Source organism: Pseudotabrizicola sediminis (assembly GCF_004745575.1).
GTDB lineage: Bacteria > Pseudomonadota > Alphaproteobacteria > Rhodobacterales > Rhodobacteraceae > Pseudotabrizicola > Pseudotabrizicola sediminis.
Genome location: NZ_RPEM01000011.1, coordinates 80355 through 103591, shown reverse-complemented (window position 1 = coordinate 103591; position 23237 = coordinate 80355). Strand labels below are relative to the sequence as shown.

General features: G+C 64.2%; 21 protein-coding genes and 4 tRNA genes. 11 read left to right on the top strand and 14 right to left on the bottom strand.

What is annotated here, in order from left to right; translation table 11 throughout:
• Window positions 1-1108: 1108 nt before the first annotated feature.
• Window positions 1109-1198: transfer RNA gene (locus EEB11_RS15580), tRNA-Ser, on the bottom strand.
• A gap of 261 nt (window positions 1199-1459) precedes the next feature.
• On the opposite strand from EEB11_RS15580, the gene EEB11_RS15575 reads away from it, so the two are divergent.
• From EEB11_RS15575 to EEB11_RS15545, 7 genes are read left to right on the top strand one after another with little or no spacing between them, the layout of a single operon-like run.
• Window positions 1460-2266, top strand: coding sequence for an SPOR domain-containing protein (locus EEB11_RS15575; protein WP_245298936.1), 807 nt, complete (start codon window positions 1460-1462; stop codon window positions 2264-2266).
• Window positions 2267-2280: 14 nt separating this feature from the next.
• Window positions 2281-3468 (top strand): D-alanyl-D-alanine carboxypeptidase family protein, encoded by a 1188-nt coding sequence (locus tag EEB11_RS15570; RefSeq protein WP_135432880.1) that lies wholly within the window; start codon window positions 2281-2283, stop codon window positions 3466-3468.
• Window positions 3469-3479: 11 nt separating this feature from the next.
• On the top strand, window positions 3480-4103 hold the full coding sequence (gene tmk, locus EEB11_RS15565; protein ID WP_135432878.1) for a dTMP kinase: 624 nt from the start codon (window positions 3480-3482) through the stop codon (window positions 4101-4103).
• Entirely contained in the window at window positions 4103-5230 is a 1128-nt protein-coding gene (locus EEB11_RS15560; protein ID WP_135432876.1) for a DNA polymerase III subunit delta', read from the top strand. The genes tmk and EEB11_RS15560 overlap by 1 nt, the downstream gene beginning before the upstream one ends.
• Before the next feature lie 7 nt (window positions 5231-5237).
• Window positions 5238-6050 carry a TatD family hydrolase gene (locus EEB11_RS15555; RefSeq protein WP_135432874.1) on the top strand — a complete coding sequence of 271 codons (813 nt, stop codon included), beginning with the start codon at window positions 5238-5240 and terminating at the stop codon, window positions 6048-6050.
• Complete coding sequence (locus tag EEB11_RS15550) at window positions 6047-6862, top strand: MBL fold metallo-hydrolase (protein WP_135432872.1); 816 nt, start codon at window positions 6047-6049, stop codon at window positions 6860-6862. Before EEB11_RS15555 ends, EEB11_RS15550 begins: the two co-directional genes overlap by 4 nt.
• Window positions 6859-7797 (top strand): AEC family transporter, encoded by a 939-nt coding sequence (locus tag EEB11_RS15545; protein ID WP_135432870.1) that lies wholly within the window; start codon window positions 6859-6861, stop codon window positions 7795-7797. Before EEB11_RS15550 ends, EEB11_RS15545 begins: the two co-directional genes overlap by 4 nt.
• A 40-nt stretch (window positions 7798-7837) precedes the next feature.
• On the opposite strand, the gene EEB11_RS15540 is transcribed toward EEB11_RS15545, so the two are convergent.
• The 6 genes from EEB11_RS15540 to EEB11_RS15515 all read right to left on the bottom strand — a co-directional run bounded on the left by EEB11_RS15540 (window position 7838) and on the right by EEB11_RS15515 (window position 14358).
• Entirely contained in the window at window positions 7838-8791 is a 954-nt protein-coding gene (locus EEB11_RS15540) for an ABC transporter permease (protein ID WP_135432868.1), read from the bottom strand.
• 5 nt (window positions 8792-8796) lie between these two features.
• Window positions 8797-10059 (bottom strand): ABC transporter permease, encoded by a 1263-nt coding sequence (locus tag EEB11_RS15535; RefSeq protein WP_135432866.1) that lies wholly within the window; start codon window positions 10057-10059, stop codon window positions 8797-8799.
• A gap of 61 nt (window positions 10060-10120) precedes the next feature.
• Window positions 10121-11197 carry an ABC transporter substrate-binding protein gene (locus tag EEB11_RS15530; RefSeq protein WP_135432864.1) on the bottom strand — a complete coding sequence of 359 codons (1077 nt, stop codon included), beginning with the start codon at window positions 11195-11197 and terminating at the stop codon, window positions 10121-10123.
• Between the two features lie 72 nt (window positions 11198-11269).
• Complete coding sequence (locus EEB11_RS15525; protein WP_135432862.1) at window positions 11270-12370, bottom strand: ABC transporter ATP-binding protein; 1101 nt, start codon at window positions 12368-12370, stop codon at window positions 11270-11272.
• 304 nt (window positions 12371-12674) lie between these two features.
• A tRNA-Leu gene (locus tag EEB11_RS15520) sits at window positions 12675-12761 on the bottom strand.
• Window positions 12762-12891: 130 nt separating this feature from the next.
• Window positions 12892-14358: a peptidoglycan-binding domain-containing protein gene (locus EEB11_RS15515; protein ID WP_135432860.1), complete on the bottom strand. Its 1467-nt coding sequence runs from the start codon at window positions 14356-14358 to the stop codon at window positions 12892-12894.
• Window positions 14359-14459: 101 nt separating this feature from the next.
• Between EEB11_RS15515 and lipB the strand changes: the two genes are divergently transcribed.
• Window positions 14460-15152 carry a lipoyl(octanoyl) transferase LipB gene (gene lipB / locus EEB11_RS15510; RefSeq protein ID WP_135432858.1) on the top strand — a complete coding sequence of 231 codons (693 nt, stop codon included), beginning with the start codon at window positions 14460-14462 and terminating at the stop codon, window positions 15150-15152.
• Window positions 15153-15310: 158 nt separating this feature from the next.
• On the opposite strand, the gene EEB11_RS15505 is transcribed toward lipB, so the two are convergent.
• The 4 genes from EEB11_RS15505 to EEB11_RS15490 all read right to left on the bottom strand — a co-directional run bounded on the left by EEB11_RS15505 (window position 15311) and on the right by EEB11_RS15490 (window position 17994).
• A tRNA-Asp gene (locus EEB11_RS15505) sits at window positions 15311-15387 on the bottom strand.
• 242 nt (window positions 15388-15629) lie between these two features.
• Window positions 15630-15706, bottom strand: a tRNA-Asp gene (locus EEB11_RS15500).
• Between the two features lie 110 nt (window positions 15707-15816).
• Window positions 15817-16755, bottom strand: a complete 939-nt coding sequence (locus tag EEB11_RS15495) for a pirin family protein (protein ID WP_135432856.1) — start codon at window positions 16753-16755, stop codon at window positions 15817-15819.
• Window positions 16756-16842: 87 nt separating this feature from the next.
• Window positions 16843-17994, bottom strand: a complete 1152-nt coding sequence (locus EEB11_RS15490) for an amidohydrolase (protein WP_135432854.1) — start codon at window positions 17992-17994, stop codon at window positions 16843-16845.
• A gap of 118 nt (window positions 17995-18112) precedes the next feature.
• Here EEB11_RS15490 and surE point away from each other — a divergent pair, with 118 nt between their 5' ends.
• From surE to EEB11_RS15475, 3 genes are read left to right on the top strand one after another with little or no spacing between them, the layout of a single operon-like run.
• Window positions 18113-18898, top strand: coding sequence for a 5'/3'-nucleotidase SurE (surE, locus tag EEB11_RS15485; RefSeq protein WP_135432852.1), 786 nt, complete (start codon window positions 18113-18115; stop codon window positions 18896-18898).
• Window positions 18898-19557 carry a protein-L-isoaspartate(D-aspartate) O-methyltransferase gene (locus EEB11_RS15480; RefSeq protein ID WP_135432894.1) on the top strand — a complete coding sequence of 220 codons (660 nt, stop codon included), beginning with the start codon at window positions 18898-18900 and terminating at the stop codon, window positions 19555-19557. The genes surE and EEB11_RS15480 overlap by 1 nt, the downstream gene beginning before the upstream one ends.
• 52 nt (window positions 19558-19609) lie before the next feature.
• Window positions 19610-20794, top strand: a complete 1185-nt coding sequence (locus EEB11_RS15475) for a M23 family metallopeptidase (protein ID WP_135432850.1) — start codon at window positions 19610-19612, stop codon at window positions 20792-20794.
• An 81-nt stretch (window positions 20795-20875) separates the two neighbouring features.
• Here the strand turns inward: EEB11_RS15475 and EEB11_RS15470 are convergent, their stop codons facing one another.
• Genes EEB11_RS15470 through tatB form a run of 3 tightly spaced genes read right to left on the bottom strand, consistent with a single transcriptional unit; the run spans window position 20876 to window position 23198 of the window.
• Window positions 20876-21715: an ATP-binding protein gene (locus EEB11_RS15470; RefSeq protein WP_135432848.1), complete on the bottom strand. Its 840-nt coding sequence runs from the start codon at window positions 21713-21715 to the stop codon at window positions 20876-20878.
• A complete protein-coding gene (tatC, locus tag EEB11_RS15465) occupies window positions 21712-22629 on the bottom strand; it encodes a twin-arginine translocase subunit TatC (protein WP_135432846.1) in 918 nt (305 codons plus the stop codon). The genes EEB11_RS15470 and tatC overlap by 4 nt, the downstream gene beginning before the upstream one ends.
• Window positions 22626-23198 (bottom strand): Sec-independent protein translocase protein TatB, encoded by a 573-nt coding sequence (gene tatB / locus EEB11_RS15460; protein ID WP_135432844.1) that lies wholly within the window; start codon window positions 23196-23198, stop codon window positions 22626-22628. The genes tatC and tatB overlap by 4 nt, the downstream gene beginning before the upstream one ends.
• Between the last annotated feature and the right edge of the window lie 39 nt (window positions 23199-23237).

The following is a 23237-nucleotide window of genomic DNA, read 5'->3' as shown; positions in this document are numbered from 1 at the left end:
ATCAGCCGGAAATCTGTCCAAGAGTTGGGGAGTAGCTCACTTGGGGCGTTGTAATCGGTGAAAACCGAATGATCAGCCGGACATCGCATCCCTTGTCTGTCAGAGCCTTGATGGGGTCATTCGTCGTGAAGAAAGGCGCGGCCAAATAACCTGATCTCGGGTGCGGCCCTGCGTCCATGAAGAAGCCAATTGTGAAGCCTGTTGCTCCGGTGTTTGCGTACAATTCTGAAAGCGCCATCGAAAAGAAACCTCTTATACTTGAAATGCCTGTGCTGCGTTATTGAATTGCCTAAGCCGTGGAAGGGCGGTCGACAGCGGAGCATGAGGGGCATTTTCGGAAGCATGCCATGAACACTTGCTTCGGGGAAGCTGCGACACGGTGACATCATACTCCCGATCGGCTGCTTGGGGCTCTTGGCCGTCATCTGACAGTATCACTCGGAAATATTGGACCCGTGCCAGATACGCTCCTTCAATGGGTAACTTGTGTCAGGTGTGGACCACTAGCTTTGCAAAAGAGCATTGCGTTTACAAATGAAGGGCAGCTTCGTCCCGCTCGCCGGCCACTCGGCCATACCCAGATTATGCAACTGTCGCGAACGTCCGCTCTGACGGGCCGCACCTCAGGGCCAGTCAACGCCAGTCACCAGAAGTGCGGGCAAATCAACCTGCAGTGCGCGGTCGCTTGGGTTATCTCGTTTAGCAAGCAGTAAGGCGAGTGCTTCCCGCGCTCGTTTTAACTTCACTTGGGCGGAATGGCGACCACACGTATATCTGTGTTGTATCGCGAATGGCCACAATTTTAAACCTTTGTAACTACTGTGCTGCACTACAGTCAGGTGGCCATTCGACCTAGTGGCGACCATACTACGGTCACCGATGCATAGGGTGAACCATGCTGTGATTTGCCCCTCTGTCCGCAAAATTGCTGGGGCCGCCAAAAGTTGCCCTCTTCCAGCCGGATGGACTGTAGAGAAATTCGGCTAGACCCTCCAACAATTCGCAATACAGGGCTGCTTCCCCTAAAGCCACGGTTAGGGCCGATAGTAGGGACGAATTCACTTCGTTGCCGAAAATACGTTGAAAATCAATAGATTAATTTAAGAAATGGCGGAAGCGGTGGGATTCGAACCCACGGTACGGTTCCCCGCACGCTAGTTTTCAAGACTAGAGCCTTAAACCACTCGGCCACACTTCCAGCAGACCCCCCGATAGCGGGCCTTTGCGGTGAATTCAAGCCGGGGCGATGCCGAATGGTCAAGTGTGCGTGTCGATCTGTGCCGAAAGTTCCACACACCCTTTCCTCGCAGGGCGTGCAGCGGTATGATATTGTCAAATCAGGCGGTGCGTCGGGCAAGGGCAGCACCGGCACGGCGCAACCAAGGGAAACAAGCGCAGGATAAACCTGCGGCATCGGGGGCAAGACATGGCACAGGCACGGATCAGGGCGCTTATCCTGATGACAGTCGCAAGCACGGCACTGGCCGCTTGCGTCGATGGCGCAAATCCGTTCCGGGGGGCCGCCACTGCGGATGGGGCCACGCCTGCGGCGTCAACCTCCACCCGGCTGATCGACCGCGATGTTGAAGCGCCCGAGGTGTTCCAGACCACGGACAAGGCGCTGTGGGATGGCCGCCCGTCCTTGGGTGGCGTCTGGGTCGCCTCGCCCGATGCGAAAGACCCCGAACGGGTGATCATCCGCAACACCGCCAATGGCAAGTTCGTCATCGGCGCGCTGTTTCGGCGCGAGATCGAAAATCCCGGGCCGAAGCTGCAGATCTCGTCCGATGCTGCAGCCGCGCTTGGTGTGCTGGCGGGGGCCCCGGCCGATGTCAGCGTGATCGCGCTGCGCCGTGAAGAAGCAACGGTCACCCCCGATGCCAGCAAACCAATTCTGGATTCGTCGGAAACGGTGGAAACCCAGTCGCTTGACCCGATCGCCGGGGTCGCAGCGGCGATTGACCGGGCCGAGGCAGCGCCCGTGTCGCCAACCCCTGTCGCACCGGTTGTCGGCGCATCGGCCCCTGCCCCGGCGGCTGCCGCCCCGGCCACGGGCGGGCGCACCATCCAGATCGGGATCTTCTCGGTCGAGGCCAATGCCACCCGCGCCGTCGCCTCGCTCACCGCAGCCGGGCTGCAAGGCTCTGTCCGGCGTGAGGAAAGCAAGGGCAAACCGCTATGGTCGGTGACCACCACCGGCGATGCGGCGGCCCTGACCCGCGTCAAGGGCGCGGGCTTTCCCGATGCCTATTTCCTGAACCGCTAAGCCGAGGCAATCCGATGTGCATCCGAAGCCGCCGCCCCCACAGCCTTTTCCGCGCCGTTCTGGCCCCGGCCCTGACGTTGTTCCTGCTGATCACGGCCCCGGTGGCACAGGCGTTTGAAACCCAGGCCACCGCCGCCTGGGTCTATGATGTCACGACCCAGACCGTGCTGATGGACAAGAACGCCGATCAGGCGCTGCCGCCCGCCAGCATGTCGAAACTGATGACCATCAACATGCTGTTCGAAGCGCTGCGCGATGGCCGGGTGACGATGGAAACCCAGTTCCCGGTGTCGTCCCGCGCGGCGGCGATGGGTGGGTCCACCATGTTCTTGCAGGAATCCGACCGGCCCACGGTCAGCGATCTGATCCATGGCATGATCGTCAATTCCGGCAATGACGCCTGTGTCGTGGTCGCCGAAGGGCTGGCGGGTACGGAGGAGGCCTTTGCCGACCAGATGACCCAACGCGCACGGGCTTTGGGGATGCAGAATTCGGTGTTCAAGAATTCCTCGGGCTGGCCCGCCGCCGGTCATGTGATGTCGATGCGCGATCTGGGCATCCTGTCCAAACGGCTGATCGTGGATTTCCCCGAACTCTACACGATCTTTGCCGAGACCACCTTTGACTACAAGAACCGCGCGCCGGCCAATGCCAACAACCGCAATCCGCTGCTGGCGCTGGGGGTGGGCTCTGACGGGCTGAAAACCGGCCACACCTCCGAGGCGGGCTATGGTCTGGCCGGATCAGCGGCGCAGGGCAATCGGCGGGTGATTTTCGTGATCACCGGGTTGACCAGCGAACGCGAACGGGCGGAAGAAGCCGAACGCATCGTGTCCTGGGCCTTTCGCCAGTTTGCCGAAAAAACACTGGTAACCGCCGGGCAGCGCGTGGCCGAGGTGCCGGTCTGGATGGGATCGGCGGACCGCGTTGGTCTGGTGCCAGCCGCCGATGTGCGCCTGCTGGTGCCCGCATTGGTGCAGGAAAGCACCACGGCCGAGGTGGTCTATACCGGCCCGCTGAAGGCGCCGCTGACCGCTGGCACGCAGGTGGGTGAGTTGATCATCCATATCCCCAACCTGCCCGATGCCCGCGTGCCCCTGGTGGTCGAAGCCGATGTCGCGCGCGGCGGCTTTGGCAAACGGCTGATGACGGCGGTCGATGCCTTGCGCGCGCGCTATCTCGACGAGACCCCCGCCTCCTGATAGGCGGGGCCATGGCAGGGATTTTCATCAGTCTTGAAGGCATCGACGGGTCGGGCAAATCCACGCAGGCGCGCCTGCTGGCAGATGCTTTGCGCGCCGCGGGGCATGGCGTGACCCTGACCCGCGAACCGGGTGGCAGCGCGGGGGCCGAGGAAATCCGCCGTCTGGTGCTGGAAGGTGCGACCGACCGCTGGTCACCCGAGACAGAGATCCTGCTGTTCACCGCCGCCCGCCGCGACCATCTGGAAAAGACCATTCGCCCGGCGCTGGCACGCGGCGATGTGGTGATCACCGACCGGTTTGCCGATTCAACGCGCATCTTTCAGGGCATCACCCGGGGCGATCTGACCGCCACCGTCGATACGCTGCACGACCTGATGATCGGGGTGGAACCGGACCTGACCCTGCTGGTCGATCTGGACCCTGCCGAGGGGCTGGCCCGCGCCACCGCCCGCGCCGGGTCCGAGATGCGGTTTGAAGACATGGGGCTGGCCTTCCAGACCCGCGCCCGTGCAGGGTTTCTGGCGCTGGCCGCCCGCCACGACCGGTTCCGCGTGATCGACGGCGCGCGCACGCCCGATGCGGTGGCCGCCGATGTGCTGGCGCTGTCGCTCGCGGCGATCGGGGGCCGTTGATGGCCGCCGCTGATCTGCCCGAACCAGACCGGATCGAAGGTGCCCCCCACCCGCGCGAAACAGTGCGGCTCTATGGGCATGAGCAGGCGGAAAGCGCGTTCCTGAATGCCTTCACTTCGGGCCGGTTGCACCATGGCTGGCTGATCACCGGGCCGAAGGGCGTGGGCAAGGCCACACTTGCCTGGCGCGTGGCGCGGTTCCTTCTGGCCACGCCGGAAGAGGATGGCGGCATGTTCGCCGCCCCGCCGCCCGAGTCGATGGACATCCCCGCCGACGCCCCCGTCGCGCGGCGCATGCTGCAACTGGCCGAACCGCGCCTGTTCCTGCTGCGTCGGGGTGCCAATGACAAGGAAACCGCGCTGTCCGCCGATATCCGCGTGGATGAGGTGCGCCGCATGAAGTCGTTCTTTGCCCTGTCGGCGGCGGATGGCGGTCGCCGGGTGGCGATCATCGACGCGGCGGATGACCTGAACACCGGTGCCGCCAATGCCCTGCTGAAACTGCTCGAAGAACCCCCCTCGGGTGTGACCTTCCTTGTCATAGCGCATCAGCCGCACCGGTTGCTGCCCACCATCCGGTCACGGTGCCGCGAGCTGCGGCTGACCGCCCTGACACCCGAACCGCTTGCGCGCGCCTTGGAACAGGCGGGCGGTGCGGTGGACCCGGATGATGTGCAGGCCTTGGGTGAGCTGGCCGGTGGCTCGGTCGGAGAGGCATTCCGGCTGACCAATCTGGACGGGTTGAAAACCTATGCCAGCCTGACCCAGCTGTTCACCACCCTGCCCCGGCTGGACCGCCCGCGCGCGCTGGCATTGGCCGAAACCGGTGCGGGCAAGGGGTCGGAGGAACGGTTTGACCTGATCGTCACCCTGCTCGATCTGTTTCTGGCCCGGCTGGCCCGCGCCGGCACCCTGCGCCAACTGCCCCCCGAGGCCGCGCGCGGTGAAGGCGATCTGTTCGCCCGACTGGCCCCAAGTGAGCAAGCCGCGCGGGCTTGGGCGGACCTCGCACAAACCCTGTCCTTGCGCGCACGCCGGGGCAAGGCGGTCAACCTTGACCCTGCCGCGCTTCTGATGGATAGCTTGCTCAAAATTGACGAGACGGCGGCACAGCTCGCCCAAAGGTAAGCTCAGAATGCCGACAAGACGAGCCATCCATATCGTGGACAGCCACTGCCACCTCGATTTCCCCGATTTCGAAGGCGAGCTGGATCAGGTCATCGCCCGCGCCCACGCAGCGGGCGTGCAGCGCATGGTCACGATCTGCACCCGGATGGACAAGGAACCAGCGGTCCGCGCGCTGGCCGAGGCGCACCCTTCGCTGTTCTATGCCGCCGGGGTCCACCCGATGCGCGCGCATGAGGAACCGCTGATCACCGTCGATCAGATGGTTGCCCTGACGCAGCATCCGAAGTTTGTCGGCATCGGCGAGACCGGCCTCGATTACCACTACACCGTCGAAACCAAGGCCGTGCAGCAGCAAAGCCTGCGCCTGCACATCACCGCCGCACAGGAAACCGGACTGCCGCTGATCATCCATGCGCGCGGGGCAGATGACGATATGGCGGCCATCCTGACCGAGATGTTCCGTGACCGGCCCTATTCGTGCGTGATGCACTGCTTTTCCAGCGGGGAGGCTTTGGCGCGGGCCGCGCTGGAGCTGGGGTTTTACCTTTCGATGTCGGGCATCGCTGCCTTTCCGCGCAGTGATGATCTGCGCCGCATCTTTGCCGCAGCCCCGGTGGACCGTATCCTGCTGGAAACCGACAGCCCCTATCTGGCGCCGCCGCCGCATCGCGGGCGGCGTAATGAGCCGGCCTATACAAGCTATACCGCATCGGTCGGGGCCGGGCTGTTTGACATGTCAGAGGCCGACTTTGCCGCGCAGACCACCGCGAATTTCGACCGGTTGTTCCCCCGCGCCCGCCTGTCGGACCAACCGGCATGACAGACCGCCTGCGCTTTACCATTCTGGGCTGCGGCTCTTCGGGCGGGGTTCCCCGCCTTGGAGTTCAGGCACCGGACTGGGGCGCGTGTGATCCGTCCAACCCCAGGAACCGCCGCACCCGCTGTTCGATGCTGGTGGAACGCATCGGGGCCGCTGGCATCACGCGGGTGCTGATCGACACGTCGCCCGACATGCATGCGCAACTGCTCGCGGCGGGGGTGGGCGTGCTGGACGCTGTGGTCTTTACCCATGCCCATGCCGACCACACCCATGGCGTCGATGATCTGCGGCAGGTGGTCTACAACACTGGCCGTCGCCTTCCGGTCTGGGCCGACGGCCCGACGCAAGACGCGCTGGTCGCGCGCTTTGGCTATGCCTTTGTACAACCGCCGGGCAGTCCCTATCCGCCGATCCTCGACCTGAACAGCATCACCGATGATGTGGCCTTCACGGTGCCCGGTGCCGGGGGTGATCTGACGCTGACCCCCTTTCTGTGCGAACATGGCAGCATGGATGCGCAGGGCTTCCGCATCGGCGGCCTTGCCTATCTGCCGGACGCGGTGGCGATCCCCGACCGGCACTGGCCGCTGCTGGACGGCTTGCAGGTCTGGGTGGTCGATGCGCTGCGCCGCAAGCCGCACCCGACCCATGCCCATCTGGAGATGACGCTGGGCTGGATCGCCCGCGCGCAACCCGCGCGCGCGGTGCTGACCAACATGCACAATGATCTGGATCACGCGACGCTGCTGGGGGAATTGCCCCCCCACATCCGCCCCGCGTTCGATGGGATGGTGATCGAGATCGCCGCATGACGGCGCTGCTGGACGTGATTCTGCCGGTTTTCATGGTGATCGGCTTTGGCTATGCCGCGGCGCGCTTTGGACTGTTTTCCGACTCGGCGGTCGACGGGCTGATGCGCTTTGCGCAGAATTTTGCGGTGCCCTGCCTGCTGTTCCGCTCTATCGCCACGCTGGATCTGTCGGGTGCCTACAACACCGGCTTGCTGGTGTCGTTCTATGTGGGTGCCTTTACCGGCTTTGCGCTGTGCTTTGCCGGCGCGCGCTGGCTGTTCCGCCGCCCGCTGACCGATTCCGTTGCCATCGGCTTTGCCGGGTTGTTTTCCAACTCGCTGCTTTTGGGCCTGCCGATCACCGAACGCGCCTACGGGGTCGCGGCCTTGCAGGGCAACTTTGCCATCATCTCTGTCCACTCACCCATGCTATACGGCTTTGGCATCGGGCTGATGGAATGGGCCCGCACGCGTGGACAGGGGTTGTCGGCGGCGGCGCTGTCGCGCCAGATCGGTCAGGCGGTGTTTACGCAACCGCTGGTGATCGGCATCACGCTGGGGTTCATCGTCAACCTGACCGGCCTGCCATTGCCGGGGGCGTTCTGGGCGGGGGTGGATCTGATGACCCGCGCCGCCATTCCCGCCGCCCTGTTCGGGTTGGGTGGGGTGCTGTTCCGCTACAAACCAGAAGGCGACCGCGCCACCATCGCCATGGTCTGCGTGGTGTCACTGTTCGTGCATCCGGGGGTGACTTGGGTGCTGGGCACGCAGGTGTTCAGCCTTGACACCGCCAGCCTGCGATCGGCCGTGGTGACGGCGGCCATGGCCCCCGGCGTCAACGCCTATCTGTTCGCGCACATGTATGGCGTGGCAAAGCGCGTGAATGCCTCCGCCGTGCTGATCGCCACCGCCATGTCGATCGGCTCGGTCTGGATGTGGCTGGCGATCTTGCCGTAAGGCCCGGGGCCATCGCGTTTAACCACCCGCCCTAACCCCCTCAGTGCGGCGTGACCCCACGTAGCCGTTCCGACCGGCGCCGCAAGATCTCCAGCGTGGCCAGCATGCCGATGGAAATCACCACCAGTATGGTCGCCACCGACAAGATCGCCGGGCTGATCTGTTCGCGGATACCGTTCCACATCTGGCGCGGGATGGTCTGCTGGTCATGGGCCGCCACGAACAGCACCACCACCACCTCGTCGAACGAGGTGACAAAGGCAAACAGCGCGCCCGAAATCACACCGGGCAGGATCAGCGGCATGGTCACCTTGAAGAACGTGGTCGTGGGCGGTGCGCCCAAGCTGGCCGCAGCACGGTTCAGCGACTGGTCGAACCCGATCAGCGTTGCGGTCACGGTGATGATGACAAAGGGAATGCCCAGCGTGGCATGGGCCAGCACCACGCCGGTATAGCTGCTGGTCAGCCGCCCGCAATATTGCGAAAGGCCCGTCCAGCCGATCAGCGCGCACGGGCTGGAGTAGAAAAAGAACAACCCCGTCGCCGTGATAATGATCGGCACAATCATCGGCGAGATCAGGATCGCCATGATCAGCCGCCGATAGGGCATTTCCGGCCGCGACAGTCCCAAAGCCGCAATCGTGCCCAGCACCGTGGCCACGATGGTGGCGAAAAACCCAATGATGACCGAATTCTTCGCAGCCCTGACCCAGGCGCTTTCGCGCCAGACCTGCGCCCACCACGCACCGTCACGCGGAACATCATTTGGGATGGATGGCTGCGTCAGCAACAGGTCATACCAGCGCAAGGAGTAGCCAGACGGATCAAAGGCCAGCATCTTTTCAGTAAAGGTAAAGTAGGGCTCGGCGTTGAACGACAGCGGCATGATGATCAGGATCGGCGCGATCAGGAACAGAAAGATCAGCGCGCAGATCACCAGCCGCGTGTAATGCCAGACCCGCTCCAGCGGCGATGCGTAGATGGGAAGTGCCATATCGTTTACCCCAACTTCAGGTTGTCGATGCCGACCAGCCGGTCGTAAATCCAGTACAGCACCAGCACCGCCCCCAACAGCAGCGCCGCAAGCGCCGATGCCAGAGACCAGTTCAGACTGCTTTGCATATGGAACGCGATCAGGTTGGAAATCAGCTGGCCGCTCGCCCCGCCGACCAGCGCCGGCGTGATGTAATATCCCACCGCCAGAATGAAAACGAGCAACGACCCGGCCCCCACCCCCGGCAGGGTCTGCGGCAGATACACCCGGCGGAACGCGGTCCAGCTTGTGGCCCCCAGCGACCGCGCTGCCCGCACATAGGTCGGCGGAATCGGGCGCATCACCGAATACAGCGGCAGGATCATGAACGGCAGCAGGATATGCGTCATCGCAATGATCGTGCCCATCTGGTTGTAAATCATCTGGATCCGGCCATCATCGCTGATGATCCCCAGCGCCACCATGGTATTGTTCACCACACCCTGTTGCTGCAACAGCACCATCCAGCTGGTGGTCCGCACCAGAAGCGAGGTCCAGAACGGCAGCAGCACCAAAATCATCAGCAGGTTGGACCATTTCATCGGCAGCGTCGCCAGCAGATGGGCAATCGGAAACCCCAGCAGAAAACAGGTGAATGTGATCAGCCCGGCCAACAGGAAGGTCTTGACGAACAGGCTGACATAGATCTGCCGCTCTTCGGGCATCGGCACGATCTTGCCGTTCACATCGCGGGTCATATCCAACGCGGCAAGGAAGAAATTGGCGCTATAGGCATCCGACACCTGCCGCATGGTGCCCCACAGGTTGGGGTCGGCCCATTTCGCATCCGCCTCCAGCAGCGCCTCGCGGTACGGCGGCTCGAGCCGGGCCGCCCCCCGCGCGGTCGAGGTGAACAGCGATCTTGTCCCCGACATTTCGTAATTCACCCGGGTGCCGACCACGCCGACGGTGCGCGCGGCAGCGGCGTCTTTCAGGTCAAGTGCCAGGGCCTCAAATGCAATATCGTCCGGCACGGTGCCAGGCGGGTTTTCGACGAACCAGGCCGTGGTGCGCGGCATGTTGGCGGAAAACCCGTCATTATAGACCGCCTGATGCAGCAGCTGCCCGATGGGGATGATGAAGGTGATGATGATGAAGGCCAGGAGCGGCAGAACCAGCAGAAAGGCCCGCCGTTTGGAGCGCTGTTGCGCGGTGGCAAGCGCCGATTTGAGCGGACGGCCATCGCTGGTCTTCAGCAATCCCACATCAGAAGCAGATATGTCAGCCATCAGTCACCCCCTTGGCAAAAATCCGGGGCGACGGCACAGCGTCGCCCCGGATCAGATCAGATCAGTTCGCCGTCAGCCAGGCATTGAACCGCTCGTTCAGCTCGGTGTCGCGGTCGACCCAGAACTCATAGGACGACGGCAGCGCATTGGTCAGGTTATCGGCAGAGGTGGGCATGTTGGGGCCCATTTCAGTCTTGCCATCCATGAACAACCCGACCAGCGGGCCAGAGGACACACGCGCCGGACCGTAGGCGATCCACTTGGCCTGATCGGCCAGCGCCTGCGTTGTGGTCGAATAGGTCAGGAACTGCAGCGCCGCTTCCATGTTCGGCGCGCCTTTCGGAATGGCGTAGCCGTCATATTCGTAGACCTGCCCGTCAAACACCTGCACGAAGGGCTTGCCTTCGGTGACGGCGGCCGAGAAGAAGCGACCGTTGTAACCGGTGGTCATCACCACCTCGCCATCGGCCAGCAGTTGCGGTGGCTGTGCGCCAGCCTCCCACCAGATCATGTCGGCTTTGATGGTGCCCAGCTTGGCAAAGGCACGCTCCACGCCTTCCGGCGTTTCCAGCATGGCATAGACCTCATCGGCCGCAACCCCATCGGCCATCAGCGCCATTTCAAGATTGACCTTGGCGCCTTTGCGCATGCCGCGCTTGCCCGGATAGGTGGCGGTGTCAAAGAAATCCGCAATCGTGGTCGGCGGGTTTTCCGGGAACTTGGTCGCGTCATAGGCAAAGTTGGTCGAGAACACGATGGTGGCAACGAAACAGTCGGTCACGGCGCCGGGCAGGAAGTCATCGGTGGCCGGGGTGCCATCGGCACCGGGGGTAAGGATGGCCGGGTCGAGCACTTCCAGCAGGCCCTCGTCGCACATGCGCACAGCATCGGCATATTCCAGATCGACCACGTCGATGGTGACGTTGCCCGCCTCGACCTGCGCCTTGATGGGCGCTGCCGGGTTGTCGGCATCGACGCTGACCACGGTGATGCCGGTCTCGGCGGTGAAGGGCTTGTGATAGGCTTCGATCTGGCTGGTCGCATAAGCACCGCCCCAGGACATTACGGCAATTTCCTGCGCCGAAGCGGCAAGGCCAAAGCCGGAAAGGGCGGTGGATAGAACAAGAAGTTTCTTCATTGGCAGTCTCCCATATTGGTTGTCGTTGGTGTTGGCCGCACTGTGCGGCGCCCCCTTATGCCGGGGATGTCGTCAGACCGGGTCAAGCGCGCGGGCATCCTGCGGATGCCAGCCGACCTTGATCTGTTGTCCCGGGGCCAGACGGGTCTGGCCTTGGGTGTTGCGCATCTTCATCACAAAGTCATCCGACCCCGCCACGCGCAGGCGGGCGCGTAGGATGTCGCCCATATAGATAACCTCCAGCACATCGGCCCCGATCATATGGGCGCCGGGTGGCATCATCTCGGGCTTGAATTCCACCCGTTCCGGGCGGATCGACACCAGCGTCGCCTGCCCCTTCTGGGTGACGTTGACAGCGGTGGCATCAATCACCTCGCCCGTCGCCAGCCGCACCAGCGCCTTGTCGCCCGTCAGCTCTTCCAGAGTGCCGGGCAGCTTGTTGTTTTCACCGATAAAGCCCGCGACAAAGCTGTTGTCGGGGCGTTCATACAGATCGGCGGGCGGCGCCAGTTGCTGGATGCGGCCATCGTTGAACACGGCGATGCGGTCAGACATCGTCAAGGCCTCGCCCTGATCATGGGTGACATAGACCACGGTGATGCCAAGGCTTTCGTGCAGATGCTTGATTTCAAACTGCATATGCTCGCGCAGCTGTTTGTCCAGCGCGCCCAGGGGTTCGTCCATCAGCACCAACTTGGGGTCGAACACCAATGCCCGCGCCAGCGCGATTCGTTGCTGCTGTCCACCGGACAGTTGCGCCGGGCGCCGGTTGGCAAAGGCCCCCATCTGCACCATGTCCAGTGCGCGCTGCACCTTGGCGTCGCGGTCCGATTTGCCCATCCCGCGCACTTCCAGCGGAAAGGCCAGATTCTCGCCCACCGTCATATGCGGGAACAGCGCGTAGTTCTGAAACACCATACCGATGCCGCGCTTGTGCGGCGGCACCGCGTTGATGTTGGTGCCATCCAACCGGATCTCGCCATTGGTGGCGGTTTCGAATCCCGCCAGCATCATCAGACAGGTGGTCTTGCCCGAGCCTGACGGCCCGAGCATGGTCAGAAACTCGCCCTTGGCGATGTCGAGGTTCAGATCTTTGACGACAAGGCTGACGCCGTCATAGCTTTTTTGCACCCGGTCAAAGGCAACAAATGCGTCCCTGTGGCTTTCGCTCACCGCGCTGGTCTCCCCATATGGTCCGGCAGATTTTCTGCACTTGTTAGGATGACTAAAGCCAATGCCGCCCCGCAATGCAACCAGCTTGTCACATTTTCAGGCATGTCACAGGATATGCGGGAAAATCAGTCATATTGCGCCGCTTTCGCCGCCTCTTGCGGCAGTTGGCAGGCAGATCGCGGGCGGTATGCCCGGCAGATCGGCAGCAAATCGCGGCGACAACAGGCCGGACGGCGCGACAGCGCGCCATAAAATCCAAAAGGCGCCCGGATCAGGGGCGCCTTCTTTGGATTTTGCCAGGACGTGGTGCGGATGAAAAGACTCGAACTTTCACTCCGATTAAAGAACAGCGACCTCAACGCTGCGCGTCTACCAATTCCGCCACATCCGCAGACACGACCTGGATGGCGGGCTTTTACCGAAGGTCCGCTGCGAAGGGAAGGGGGATTTTACGCCCCTCCCCCGCTTTCTGTGGGCCGGTCTTTTTCAGGCCCGACCGGTCTGGCCCCGATGTCAGCCGGTCAGTTGCCCGGCAGCAGCGACAAGAGCTTGGCCGCCGACACCACCCGCGGCCCCGCCATCGGGGCCGCATCGGTGTTTGCCGCCACTTGCTCTACCGGTGCTGCCGGCGCGGCGTCCGGCACCAGCGCAAACTGCGGCAGACCCGCAGGCACCGCCGGGGCCAGATCGCCCGCGCGCCCTGCCGCCGTATAGGCCGCCTTGCGGATCACCGCGCCCCGGTCGCCGCCAAGGCCCGGCGCGAACACCGCCTGCCCCTGCCCGATCGCCGTCAGCCCCATGTCATACCAGTCCAGCGCCAGTTCGGGGCGCATGGTGGCGCCAAAGCCCTGGCTCAGATGGTGGCCCAGCAGCTCGGCATAGCCCGCCTCGCCCATCGCGGTCAGCAGCAGCGCCGATCCGACAGCCACATCCATCGCATCGGTGGTGTAGCCCACGCCAAGGCAGACCTTCGCCGTGCCCGACAGTTGCGCCGGCGACATGCCCGACCCCATGATGAAGCTCTTGACGCCTGTCAGCACCTCATCGCGGGTTTTCATCGACAGGCCCGCCACATGCTCGGCCAATACCGGGCCAAATCCGGCGCATTGTTCGGAAATCTGTGCGGGCGTAAAGCCCGCCACCTTGCCCGCCAGCTCTTCGCCGGTGGCCATGGCATAGGTGCGCGCCAGACAGAATTGTTCCCCAAGCGCGAAGGTCGGGTCGGTCATGCTGGCTTCGGTCACATAACCGCCGTTGGTGTTGGTCATCAGGCTGATCTTGTTGCACTGGCTGGCCAGCGACACCTGCGGCGTACCCGAGCCCATGAAACTGGGCAGCGCCGGGGCGGCGGCCACGGTGGCCGGGGCCTCTGGCATCAGCGATGGCAGCGCAGGCGTGGCGGCCATCACCGCCGGCGGGGCGGCGGGCGTCACCAGCACCGGCATGGCGGGGATCATCGGGGCCACCGGCGCCGAAGGGGCCGCCACCATCGCGGGCGGAATCCCTGCCATCTCGTCGCGTTGCATCAAGAGCAGGCCGCGCATGCCCATCGGATGCGTTGCGGCCGCCTGTGCCACCATCGGCCCACCCGCAATCGCGCGGTGATAGGCGCTGACCAGCACGGTGCGCTCATATTCGGTCAGTTGCCCGGTGGGCGGATAGCCCAGCGTCGCCTGATAGCTGGAAATCGCCCCGCGGCTGCGCGGCCCGATCGCCCCGTCCGGCGCACCGACCGGATAGCCGAAATGGTTCAGCGCGGTCTGCACCTCGCGGTTGGCCTCGCGCTGCGCGGAAGATATCGTCGATTTGGTAGACCGCCGCTGCGTGGTCACGCGGCGTTTGTTCTGGTCATTGGCGATGGCATGCCCGATGATCCCACCGATCAGTGCGCCTGCAATGGCGTCGCCCGCATCGGCCTGAACCTGGCCTGCTGGCGCCAGGCCCAAGGCCGCAATGATCCCGGCGGTTGCAATTCCTTTCAACTTCATCACATCTCTCCTTAAATGGCAGACTCAATTTCAATTGGGCAAAAGGCTATCACGATCCCGCGATATGCCTAGTCCTCTTTTCCTTACCCAAAGGCACCTTCATGCCCGAATGGCAGAATTTTCCCGGACTATCCCCCTATCTTCCGACTCTCGCCGCGATGGAAGCCCGGGCCGAAGCCATCGCCAGCGGCGACGCGCCCGAGGCGATCTGGCTGCTGGAGCACCCGCCGCTATACACGGCGGGCACCAGCGCGAAGGCCGAAGACTTGACCGATCCGGACCGATTTCCTGTCCACGCCGTGGGGCGCGGCGGGCAATACACCTATCACGGACCGGGGCAGCGGGTGGTCTATGTGATGCTGAACGTAGGTGCGCGCGGTCGCGATGTGCGCTGCTTTGTGCGCGCCATGGAAAACTGGGTGATTGCGACCCTTGCCGAATTCAACCTGACCGGAGAGGTCCGCCCCGGCCGCGTCGGCGTCTGGGTGCCAAGGCCGGACCGGCGTGGCACAGACGGTACCGTGCCCGAAGACAAGATCGCCGCCATCGGCGTCAAACTGCGCCGCTGGGTCAGCTTTCACGGCATTTCGATCAACGTAGAGCCGGACCTGTCGCATTTTTCTGGCATCGTGCCCTGCGGCATCCGCAATTCCGGCGTGACCAGCCTTGTCGATCTGGGCCTGCCGGTCACGATGGACGATCTGGATTCGGCCCTGAAAACCACCTTCCCCCGGTTCTTCCCCGACGGCGGCATGTGCCCGGATGGCGTCACCGCGCCCCGCAGCGCCGACTGATCCGGTATGCCTGCGCCGCAGGCCCATGCCCGTCGCCCCCCTTGTGGGGTCGGTGCGGGGCCGAACAGACAAAAACGCCCGCACCGGTCCGGTGCAGACGTTGTCCGTCGGTAGGAAAAGGAAAGNGCAGACGTTGTCCGTCGGTAGGAAAAGGAAAGTGGCGCGGTTGACGGGGCTCGAACCCGCGACCCCCGGCGTGACAGGCCGGTACTCTAACCAACTGAGCTACAACCGCGCGATGCACCGGCAATATAACCGCCGACCGGGGGCGTCAAGCAGGAAAGTGGGGCAGTGCCGGGCCCGCATCACCACACCAAAAGCGGCCAAGCCGGGCGAGGTGACACCTTCAACGCCGCATCAGGTTCATCGCCCGAAGCATCTGATTTCACATACATCTGCCCTCTGAAGCGCAGTGGGCTTCCACGCCCCGAAAGCCAAAAGGCCCCTGCTGCCGCAGGGGCCTTTTCAAGGCAGGAATGGCGCGGTTGACGGGGCTCGAACCCGCGACCCCCGGCGTGACAGGCCGGTACTCTAACCAACTGAGCTACAACCGCACATTCCGTCCGGCAAAGGGTCACCCCCGCGCCGTAGGGGGGCTTTTAGGGGCAGTCGCAGGGGGCGTCAAGCGGGACCGGACGCAAACCACAGCTTTTTTCGCGCGGCCCTAATGATCGGGGGCCGGGATGAATTCGCCCGCATCATCAGGCGGCAGCCTGAACCGCCCATGCGCCCAGTCGCCCGCCCGCCACGCCTCGCGCGCGGCATCAATGCGGTCCTTGCTGGAGGCCACAAAATTCCACCAGATATGCCGTGGCCCGTCCATGGTGGCCCCGCCCAGCAGCATCACCCGCGCGCCCCGGTCCCCCGCCTTGACCGAGATCCGGTCACCGGGGCGGAACACCAGCATGCGGCCGGTCTCAAAGCTATGCCCGCCCACCGTAACATCGCCCGACAGAATGTAGACCCCGCGATCCTCATGATCATCAGGCAGCGGAATAGCGGCCCCCGGAGCCAGATCGGCATCGGCATAGAACACCTCGATGCCCGTAGGGATCGGCGCGCGTGCACCGTAAGCCGAGCCAAGGATCAGCCGCACCTGTTTCCCCTCGCCCTCCAGCACCGGCAGTTCCGCCTTGACGGCGTGGACGAAAGAGGCCGGATCATCCTCCATCGCCTTCGGCAGCGCCAGCCAGGTCTGCAACCCGAACAGGTCATGCGGCGCATCACGGATCGCGCCGTCCTGCCGTTCCGAATGGGTAATCCCCTGCCCCGCCAGCATCCAGTTCACCTCGCCGGGTTCGATCCAGGAATTGGTACCGATGCTGTCGCGGTGATGGATTCGCCCCTTCATCAGATAGGTGACGGTGCCAAGGCCGATATGCGGATGCGGGCGCACGTCGATGCCCTTGCCGGTCAGAAACTCTGCCGGGCCCATCTGGTCGAAGAAAATGAACGGCCCCACCATCTGCCGCTTGGCCGAGGGCAGCGCGCGGCGCACCTCGAACCCGCCCAGATCACGGGCGCGCGGGACGATCACGGTTTCAATGGCATCCACGGCGTCGCCGATCGGGATGGACGGGTCAAGGACGGGGTTCCAGCTCATGAAGGTCTCCTTTGTCCCTTAGGTAGACCTGATACCCCTTTGCGTCTTCGCCTATGGCCGCGCGGAAATTGTGCGCATTAGCACCGTTCAGCCCAGAATGCGGCGCAGAATGGCCGTGAAGGCTGAAACTCCCGGAGCAATGAGCGTGTCAGGAAAATCATAGCCGGGGTCATGCAGGGCCGGGCTATCCTCACCCGCGCCCAGCAGGAACATGGCACAGCGCGCGCCGCTGCCCGCGAAGCGACCGAAATCCTCAGACGGGCGCATCGGGCCGTCGGTAGGGCCAAAGGGAATGGCGGCGTCGGTCAGCGCCGCCTCTATCTGCGCCACCGCCTGCGGATCGTTGTGGCAGGCGGCGAAATCATCATGCCAGGACAGGTCAAGCTGCAACCCGTGTTTCGCGGCCTGCCGATGCGCCAGATCCTGCGCCTGTGCCTTCAGGCCGGTCATATCGGCATCAGTCAGGCTGCGCAGGGTGACCCACACCTCGCCCTCACCCGGAGCGATGCCAAAGCTGGGGGTGCCAAGGCGGGCATGGGTCAGCGTCACCAGCCGGAAGCCGGGCGTCAGTGCGCCGCCCGGCCCAAGCGCCTGCAGAGCGGGGATCAGATCGAACAGCGCCGCTGTGGGGGAAAGCCCGGTATCGGGCGTGGCGGCATGGGCGGTGCGCCCCATCAGCCGCAGGCGCAACCCGCAAGAGGCACAGTTCATCGGCCCCGCCGACACCTGCACCTGCCCCAGCGGCAGACCTGGCATGTTGTGCAGCGCAAAGGCCCAGTCGGGGCGCAGCGGGGCGAAGGCAGGGTCGGCCAGCACGGCGGCGGCGCCCGAGCCGTCTTCCTCGGCGGGCTGGAACATCAAGATCGCCCGACCGCTGGCCGGTCTGTGCCGCGACAGCCCGCGCGCAACCCCCAGCAGGATCGCCATATGCCCGTCATGCCCGCACAGATGCGCCACGCCATCGGTCAGGGACCGATGGGCCGCGCCGGGGTTTTGCAGGATCGGCAACGCATCCAGTTCCGCGCGGATCATCACGGTCGGGCCGGGGGTGTCGCCACGAAACACCGCCGCCACGCCATGCCCGCCCAGCCCCGTCACCACCTGATCGGGGCCCAAGGGGGCAAGCGCCGCCTGCACCCGCTGCGCCGTCTGCGCCTCAAACCCCGATACCTCGGGGTGGCGGTGCAGATCGTGGCGGAACCGGGTCAGACCGGTGATGTCCTGTGGGGTCAAATCCATGCAAACTGCCTTTCGTTGTGGCCAGCGGACAATGCCGGCAGGCGGAAGTCAAGCAAAGCAGGCGCAAGTGCTTGCCGCCTGTGCCTGCCTCGTCTAAGCAGGGGGAAAGGACCATTTCATGCGCATTCTGATCACAAATGACGACGGCATCAACGCTCCGGGGCTGGAGGTTCTGACCGCTATCGCGCAACAGATTGCGGGGCCGGAAGGTGAGGTCTGGACCGTCGCCCCGGCGTTTGAGCAATCGGGCGTCGGCCATTGCATCAGCTATTCGCACCCTATGATGATCGCGCGCCTGTCCGACCGGCGCTATGCGGCCGAAGGCAGCCCGGCCGATTGTGTGCTGGCGGCGATCTATGATGTGCTCGATGGGGCCAAGCCTGATCTGGTGCTGTCGGGCGTGAACCGGGGCAACAACGCGGCGGAAAACACGCTTTATTCCGGTACCATCGGCGGCGCGATGGAGGCGGCGTTGCAGGGTATTCCGGCCATTGCCCTGTCGCAATATATGGGGCGCGGCACCGAAGATCTGGACACGCCGTTTCAGGCGGCGGTCGTGCACGGGGCTGCGGTCGTGCGGCTGCTGCTGGACAAGGGTATCTGGACGCAGGATGATTTCCGGGTGTTCTACAACGTGAACTTCCCGCCCTGTGGCGCCGACAAGGTGCAAGGCACCAAGGTGGCGGCCATCGGCTTTCGCCGTGACACGTCGTTTTCGTGCGAGCCGCAGATCTCCCCCACCGGGCGGCGCTATCTGTGGATCAAGGGTGGGCCGCAGCACACCGCCACCCTGCCCGGCACCGATGCGGCAGTGAACCTTGACGGGTGGATTTCCATCACCCCGATGCGCGCGGATCTGACCGCGCATGACCTGCTGGCGCGGCTGGAAGCGCAGCTGGCATGATGGGACACGGCGGCCCGGAGGAGTCGGACGCCGAACGCAAGATGCGCTTTTTGTTTGGGCTGCGATCAAGGGGCGTCACCGATGCCCGCGTGCTGACGGCGATGGAACGGGTGGACCGTGGCCTGTTCGTGCGCGGCCATTTCGCCGACCGCGCTTATGATGACATGCCGCTGCCGATTGCCTGCGGCCAGACCATCAGCCAGCCATCGGTGGTGGGGCTGATGACCCAGGCGCTGAACGTGCAGCCGCGTGATACCGTGCTCGAAATCGGCACCGGGTCGGGCTATCAGGCGGCAATCCTGGCGCATCTGGCGCGGCGCATCTATACAGTGGACCGGCATCGCCGTCTGGTTCGCGAGGCGCAGGGCGTGTTCCAAAGCCTCGGGCTGGTCAATATCACCGCCTTTACCGCCGATGGCAGCCATGGTCTGCCCGATCAGGCCCCGTTTGACCGCATAATCGTGACCGCCGCCGCCGAAGACCCGCCCGGCCCCCTCTTGGCGCAGCTCAAGGTTGGGGGTATCATGGTGCTTCCGGTCGGACAGTCCGATACGGTGCAAAGCCTGATCAAAGTGACCCGCGGCATCAGCGGCTATGACTATGAAGAACTGCGCCCGGTGCGTTTCGTACCGCTGATCGAAGGTCTTGGCGCAGATTAAGCGGCGTAACAAAGGGCGGGGCACACCGTCTGACAAGCAAATGAGGCAGAGCATGACCCGCACTTTCCCGGCCCCGACTGGCCCCCGCCTGCACATTCTGTGGCTGGGCGGCGCGCTTGCCGCGCTGTCTGCCTGCACGCCCACAACCGGCGGCAACCCGTTTGACGGGATGGACTGGGACATGCGCAATGGCCCCGGCGTGCTAACCACGGCGGATGCCGCCCTGAGCGCGACGGAACGGCGGCCTGCGCCCGATGGGCGCGGCGTGATCTCTTACCCCGGTTATCAGGTAGCCGTGGCGCGGCGCGGCGATACGGTGGCTTCGGTTGCCGCGCGTGTCGGCATCGGCGCGCAGGAACTGGCGCAATACAACGCGATCATGCCGACCGACCTGCTGCGCGAGGGCGAGATCGTGGCCCTGCCGCGCCGTGTGGCCGATGGCGGCATGTCTGTCGGCACAGGCGTGGCCCCTTCGCCTGTCGATGTCTCCAGCATTGCCACCACCGCGCTCGACCGGGTCGGCACACCGACCCCGCCCGCGACCACGCGCCCGGCCACCGGGGGCGAACCCGTGCGGCATCAGGTGCGGCGCGGGGAAACCGCGTTTTCCATCGCGCGCAGCTACAACATCTCGGCAAAGGCACTGGGGGAATGGAACGGGCTGGGACCGAACCTTGACGTGCGTGAAGGGCAGTACCTGATCATCCCGGTGGCCAGTGCCACGCCGCCCGCCACCACACAGGCCGTTTCCCCGCCCGGGGCCGGTTCAGCCACGCCGACACCGCCCTCGGCCACCCGGCCGCTGCCAGCCGAACAGACCGCCCCTGCCGCAGCCAAACCCAAAGACACCCCCGCCTCGCCCCAGCTGGGATCGCAGGCCACGACGTCGACCCGGATGCAGATGCCGGTGCAAGGCTCGATCATCCGGCCCTATGCCAAGGGGCGCAACGATGGGATCGACATTTCTGCCGCCGCCGGCACGCCCGTCAAGGCTGCCGCTGCCGGCACCGTCGCCGCGATCACCACCGACACGGCGCAGACCCCGATCATCGTGGTGCGCCATGCCGACAATCTGCTGACGGTCTATGCCGGGGTGGACGCGATCACTGTGAAGAAGGGCGATACGGTCAGTCGCGGCCAGAACATCGCCAAGGTGCGCGCCGGAACACCGTCCTTCCTGCATTTCGAAGTGCGGCGCGGGGTGGACAGCACCGATCCGGTCGCCTTCCTGCAATAGGCACGCCAGTCATCCCCGTCGGAGCCTCCGGCGGGGATATTCAGAGCCAGAACATGAGCAAAGAGCGCGGGATTACCGCGTTCAGAACCGGATGTCTTCGCGCGCGGCGAGGTCGCAGAAGAACTGCCAGGCCACCCGGCCCGAGCGCGCGCCGCGTGTGGCTTGCCATTCGATTGCCTCGGCCCGCAGCCGGTCTTCGGGAACCGATACGCCGTAAGCGGCGCAGTAGCCCCGGATCATTTCAAGGTAATCATCCTGAGAGCAAGGGTGAAACCCGAGCCAGAGGCCGAAACGGTCAGACAGCGAGACCTTCTCCTCCACCGCCTCGGACGGACTGATCGCGGTTGAGCGTTCATTTTCGATCATGTCGCGCGGCATCAGGTGGCGGCGGTTTGACGTGGCATAAAGCAGCACATTGTCAGGCCGGCCCATCATGCCCCCATCGAGCACGGCTTTGAGGGATTTGTAATGCTGGTCGTCGTGGCTGAAAGACAGGTCATCGCAGAACAGGATAAACCGCGCATCCGATGCGCGCAGCAGGGCCAGCAGGCGCTGTACCGAGGGCAGATCCTCACGCGAGAGTTCCACGATTTTCAGCGGCAGCCCTTCGGCCAGCACCGCCGCATGGATCGCCTTGACCAAGGATGATTTCCCCATGCCACGCGCGCCCCACAGCAGCGCATTGTTGGCGGGCAAGCCGCGCGCAAAATGGCGGGTGTTGTCCAAAAGCGTATCGCGCGCGCGGTTCACCCCGATCAGCAGCGACAGATCCACCCGCGCCACCCGCGCCACAGGCTCCAGCCGGTCGGGGTCGGTGTGCCACGCAAATGCGTCAGCGGCGGTGAAATCCGGGGCCGGTTGCGGGGCCGGGGCCAGCCGTTCCAATGCGGCAGCGATGCGGGCCAGCGTGTCTGTCGTCATGCCTTGTGGTCTTCCTCATCCGCCTCAGGGTCTTCCCACAGCCCTTGCGCGCGCAGTTCAGCCTCGCGCTTTTTCTCGATCCTGCGGATCAGGAAGATCGACACCTCGTACAGCGGATAGACCGCCAGAAACAGGATCAGCTGGCTCATGATATCGGGCGGCGTCACAAGGGCTGCGGTCAGCAGGATCATCACCACCGCATATTTGCGCGTACCCGCCAGACCGGCCGAAGACACCAGCCCCGCCTTGCCCATCAGCGTCAGCAGCACCGGCAGCTGAAAGCACAGGCCAAAGGCGATGATCAGCTTGAGCGAGATATCCAGCGTTTCATTCACCTTGCCCTGAAACACGATGTCGATACCCTGACGTTCCACCGCATCGGTCAACGGGGTCGCCACCGGCACATCGGCGATGGGGGCATCCGAAATCGCCGGCAACAGGGCCGAGACCACCGAAGTGGCATCGGCAAAGCCCAGAAAGAAGCTCATCGCCAGCGGTGTCACGATGTAATGCGAAAACACCGCCCCCAGAATGAACAGCACCGGTGAGGCGATCAGGAACGGCAGAAACGCGTTCTTTTCATTGCGGTAAAGGCCAGGTGCCACAAACCGCCAGAGCTGGTAGGCGATGACCGGAAACGACAAAGCCAGACCCGCCACCACAGAGATATGGATAAGGGTAAAGAAATACTCCTGCGGCGCGGTGTATTGCATGATCGGGTTGGGGTTGCCCAAGGCCCGCATCGCGTCTTCAATCGGGCGCAGCAGGAAGCCCAGGATCGGCTCGGCCACCAGAAAGCACAGCACCATCGCCACGATAAAGGCAGACACCGCCCAGATCAGGCGGTTGCGCAATTCGGCCAGATGCTCGATCAGGGGGGCAGAACTGTCGTCGATCTCGTCTGACTTGGTCATGCTTCGGCCTTGGGGATCTTGTCGGATTTCGGTTTGCGCGGCGCGCGGGGTTTCTTGCCCGGTTCCGGGGCTGGCGCGGGGTCCGGGGCCGCTGCTCTTTTCGGTTTGGCGGCTTTCAGTTTCTCGGCGGCGTCTTTCACGATCGCCTGACGTTCGGCCTTGGCCGCCACAAGCGCCTGTGTCTCTGGCCCCATCGCGGGGGCAGAGGGCGGAACTGCCGGAGGCACGGCCTGCGGATCAGGCTGCAGATCAGGCTTTGGTGTCACCACGCTGGGACGGGCCGCATTCTTCAGTGGGTCCCATTTTTCAAACTTGGATGCCGCATCCTTCACTGCCTCAAGCCCCATCGACTTGGCTGAGGTAACGTTTTTCAGATCGCGGGCCACATCCTTGACGCCGGACTCATCCGCCGCCGCTTCCATCGCGCGCGAAAACTCGCGGGCCATGCCGCGCATCTTGCCGGTGAACTGGCCAAGACTGCGGAACAGCCCGGGCAGATCCTTGGGGCCGATCACGATCAGCGCGACGATCCCGATGACAAGCAATTCGGACATGCCGAGGTCGAACATGGCGCGGGGCTTCCTTTTTGGTCAGACGGTTCCGCTGAT

What these genes read in the sequence shown, in the direction of transcription:
- lipB (WP_135432858.1), top strand. Translation starts at nt 14,460, where the DNA reads ATGCCCGAATGGCAGAATTTTCCCGGACTATCCCCCTATCTTCCGACT.
- EEB11_RS15495 (WP_135432856.1), bottom strand. Translation starts at nt 16,755, where the DNA reads ATGAGCTGGAACCCCGTCCTTGACCCGTCCATCCCGATCGGCGACGCC.
- tatB (WP_135432844.1), bottom strand. Translation starts at nt 23,198, where the DNA reads ATGTTCGACCTCGGCATGTCCGAATTGCTTGTCATCGGGATCGTCGCG.
- EEB11_RS15475 (WP_135432850.1), top strand. Translation starts at nt 19,610, where the DNA reads ATGACCCGCACTTTCCCGGCCCCGACTGGCCCCCGCCTGCACATTCTG.
- EEB11_RS15480 (WP_135432894.1), top strand. Translation starts at nt 18,898, where the DNA reads ATGGGACACGGCGGCCCGGAGGAGTCGGACGCCGAACGCAAGATGCGC.
- EEB11_RS15575 (WP_245298936.1), top strand. Translation starts at nt 1,460, where the DNA reads ATGACAGTCGCAAGCACGGCACTGGCCGCTTGCGTCGATGGCGCAAAT.
- EEB11_RS15490 (WP_135432854.1), bottom strand. Translation starts at nt 17,994, where the DNA reads ATGGATTTGACCCCACAGGACATCACCGGTCTGACCCGGTTCCGCCAC.
- EEB11_RS15560 (WP_135432876.1), top strand. Translation starts at nt 4,103, where the DNA reads ATGGCCGCCGCTGATCTGCCCGAACCAGACCGGATCGAAGGTGCCCCC.
- EEB11_RS15530 (WP_135432864.1), bottom strand. Translation starts at nt 11,197, where the DNA reads ATGAAGAAACTTCTTGTTCTATCCACCGCCCTTTCCGGCTTTGGCCTT.
- surE (WP_135432852.1), top strand. Translation starts at nt 18,113, where the DNA reads ATGCGCATTCTGATCACAAATGACGACGGCATCAACGCTCCGGGGCTG.
- EEB11_RS15570 (WP_135432880.1), top strand. Translation starts at nt 2,281, where the DNA reads ATGTGCATCCGAAGCCGCCGCCCCCACAGCCTTTTCCGCGCCGTTCTG.
- EEB11_RS15545 (WP_135432870.1), top strand. Translation starts at nt 6,859, where the DNA reads ATGACGGCGCTGCTGGACGTGATTCTGCCGGTTTTCATGGTGATCGGC.
- EEB11_RS15470 (WP_135432848.1), bottom strand. Translation starts at nt 21,715, where the DNA reads ATGACGACAGACACGCTGGCCCGCATCGCTGCCGCATTGGAACGGCTG.
- EEB11_RS15540 (WP_135432868.1), bottom strand. Translation starts at nt 8,791, where the DNA reads ATGGCACTTCCCATCTACGCATCGCCGCTGGAGCGGGTCTGGCATTAC.
- EEB11_RS15515 (WP_135432860.1), bottom strand. Translation starts at nt 14,358, where the DNA reads ATGAAGTTGAAAGGAATTGCAACCGCCGGGATCATTGCGGCCTTGGGC.
- tmk (WP_135432878.1), top strand. Translation starts at nt 3,480, where the DNA reads ATGGCAGGGATTTTCATCAGTCTTGAAGGCATCGACGGGTCGGGCAAA.
- tatC (WP_135432846.1), bottom strand. Translation starts at nt 22,629, where the DNA reads ATGACCAAGTCAGACGAGATCGACGACAGTTCTGCCCCCCTGATCGAG.
- EEB11_RS15550 (WP_135432872.1), top strand. Translation starts at nt 6,047, where the DNA reads ATGACAGACCGCCTGCGCTTTACCATTCTGGGCTGCGGCTCTTCGGGC.
- EEB11_RS15535 (WP_135432866.1), bottom strand. Translation starts at nt 10,059, where the DNA reads ATGGCTGACATATCTGCTTCTGATGTGGGATTGCTGAAGACCAGCGAT.
- EEB11_RS15555 (WP_135432874.1), top strand. Translation starts at nt 5,238, where the DNA reads ATGCCGACAAGACGAGCCATCCATATCGTGGACAGCCACTGCCACCTC.